This window comes from Carboxylicivirga marina (assembly GCF_016612505.1).
Lineage (GTDB): Bacteria > Bacteroidota > Bacteroidia > Bacteroidales > Marinilabiliaceae > Carboxylicivirga > Carboxylicivirga marina.
Window position 1 is genome coordinate 1 of sequence record NZ_JAENRR010000129.1, and the last position, 2,569, is coordinate 2,569.

Annotated in this window: 3 protein-coding genes; all 3 read left to right on the forward strand. The window is 30.7% G+C overall.

The window, feature by feature from the left end; all coding sequences use genetic code 11:
- The coding region (locus JIV24_RS22015) for a DUF5958 family protein (protein ID WP_234445925.1) at nt 1-502 on the forward strand (502 nt) is incomplete at its 5' end.
- Entirely contained in the window at nt 495-944 is a 450-nt protein-coding gene (locus JIV24_RS22020; RefSeq protein ID WP_200467242.1) for a hypothetical protein, read from the forward strand. The genes JIV24_RS22015 and JIV24_RS22020, both read left to right, overlap by 8 nt.
- A 228-nt stretch (nt 945-1,172) precedes the next feature.
- A complete protein-coding gene (locus JIV24_RS22025; protein WP_200467243.1) occupies nt 1,173-2,420 on the forward strand; it encodes a leucine-rich repeat domain-containing protein in 1,248 nt (415 codons plus the stop codon).
- Nucleotides 2,421-2,569 lie beyond the last annotated feature (149 nt).

Sequence of the window (2,569 nt, forward strand, 5' to 3'; positions counted from 1 at the left end):
CCGTGTGATGGGAGACTATCAAGCACGGTTCTGTGAGAGGCTTAGGGTGAAATTCCCTTTGCCTACTCGACTAGCCACCGTTGTGGGTAATGCAAAAAGAGCCTCGTGCAAAATGACAGAGATAGAAATTAATATAAATAAATATGCTCAAAACAAGCTGACTAATTCTGAGATTCTGGATTGGTTTGACCAGTTTGATTTGTCAGGTCAAAAGGAGATTCGAGATAAGTTGATTATGTTTATGCAACAATCGCATCCAACTGATGATATGATTTCTATTGCGATTCAGTCTGCACCGATTAAAGACACAATGACACCTGCAGTACTTTTCAAAACACAGACCTTTAAAATAGCTATTAACAAAATTGAGAACCTACCTGATTCTGAGCTGAGAAAATCTTTTATAACCATGTTGAGTATTTTCAAAACAGCTGATACTTATCGCAGAGAGACTGATTGTAAAAATGGATGTTCTCATGAATGGCATAACATAGATGATTGATTTTAATAAAATATTTCCCGACTGGACATTGAAAATCGACGAGATTTCTAATAATGTTTTTCAGTTCACTTCAACTAACAATCATGGTAACCAAGTTGAGTTTACGGACTCGGATTATGACTCTGGAATTAAACGGATTTTCTGTGAAACATTCGATTTGGAAATACAGATTTGTAAGGAGACAAATAAGCTAATCTTTGACACGTTTTCAATTCTACTTGATAACAGCTTGATTAAGTATAAAAAATATGAATCTGAAATTTTCGGTTCATGGATTATTAGATTGAAAAACAAAAGAATAATACTTGACGGTAAAGAATCTATTTTAAGCTTAGAAAAAAAGAAAGGTCTTTTAAGCAAAGATTGGAATGACCTCAAATCAATTCAAATTCGTGAGGGCTTGAAATATGAAGATATAGAGATGATTATTAATGAAATATAAAAAGCACATACCCACAACAATGTATAAAAAACATAAGTGGCTCAGTAGTTTATGGAACCTTGGAGCGTTTAATCAGCTCCGCCAAATCTGCGATTTGACGGGTTTGTTTAATGTTTTAAATTTGTGTCAAAACGCAAATTTGGCTCAGTGCAACTTGACAGGTAAGAGCTTCGAAATCACTTACGTTTCTTATACTAGCCGTTGCCATTCATAAAAACAAAATAGATAATGAAAATAATATTGAGATTTGGAATTTTAGCATTAATGTTATCGAATATAAAAATTTATTCTAGTCCACATTACTTAAGGAATTATTTTTTAAATGAAAACTATTCTCGGAGTACACAAGAAACTATTCATTATAAATATGGTAATAGTGATGGTATATTAAAATCAAGCGATAAGATTACAAGAGTAAATTCAGATACTACGAAATATATGCTTGAAATCAATGGTAAATGGGTATATACTATACCTAGTGTTCCGCCAACTTATATTGAAAGTATACAAGACCTTAGGGAAAAAGTGGCTCACGAAGTAAGAGCACCTATGTTGCTTATGTCCGATAATATCAGTGGTTACATGTTTTTTTCTTTTATAGTTGATACATTGGGAATACCTACTTCGTTTAAAATTGAAAAAGATCTATGTGAAGGTTGCGGAGACTATAACCTTGAAGTATTAAAAAATAATATCAAATCATGGATTCCCGCATCTATTAATGGCATAAAATACAATTCAAAATTTGTTTTCCCTTTAAAATTTGAATCTGAAGGTTCTATAGTAAATTCATTACCTGAATCAATCCAATCTATCTTTGACGGGAAGTTAATAGATGAAGTTGTAATAAGAGTTTATGGTATTAATAAGACATTAAATAATAGCACTGTTGATAAAACCACCATTGAAAATTTATTAAATCCTACTTACTACGAATTACAAAAAGCATTGAATGTCAAAAACAATGTCAAAAACTTAAACCTTTCATCCAATAACTTGAATTCGTTTCCTGTAGAAATTCTAGAAATGATACATTTAGAAACACTTGATTTATCAGATAACAGAATACAAAATTTACCAGGAAACATTCAAAAATTAAAAATATTAGAAGTGTTCATTCTTAATAAGAATGAACTATATACTATAGACGAGAATATAAGTTTGTTGGGTAAATTAAAAGCATTATCAATATCAAATAATAAATTTCAATCATTTCCTAATCAAATTTTGAAACTTAAAAAGCTTCAGGTGTTAGATATTAGTAATAATAATATAAATCAGGTACCTCCTGAAATAATTTCAATGAGTAAATTGCGTTCTTTGGCTATTGTGAATACAGAAATCAGAAGTTTACCAGAGGAATTTTTCCAATTAAAAAAATTGGAAAAACTTTTTATTAACAAGAATCAACTCAAGTCATCTGAAATAGAGAAATTACAAAGTAAACTGAAGAAATTAGAGATTATTTATGAATAAAAACGAATGGCAACACGCTAGTATAAAGCAATTGGCGTTCGAGTATACTTTGGAAGTTAGGTTGGGTAATCTAACACCGCCAAATCTTTGATTTGGCTTTAGAAATCGTTAGTTTGTAGTTTACCAATACCAGTAGATTATAATAGAGT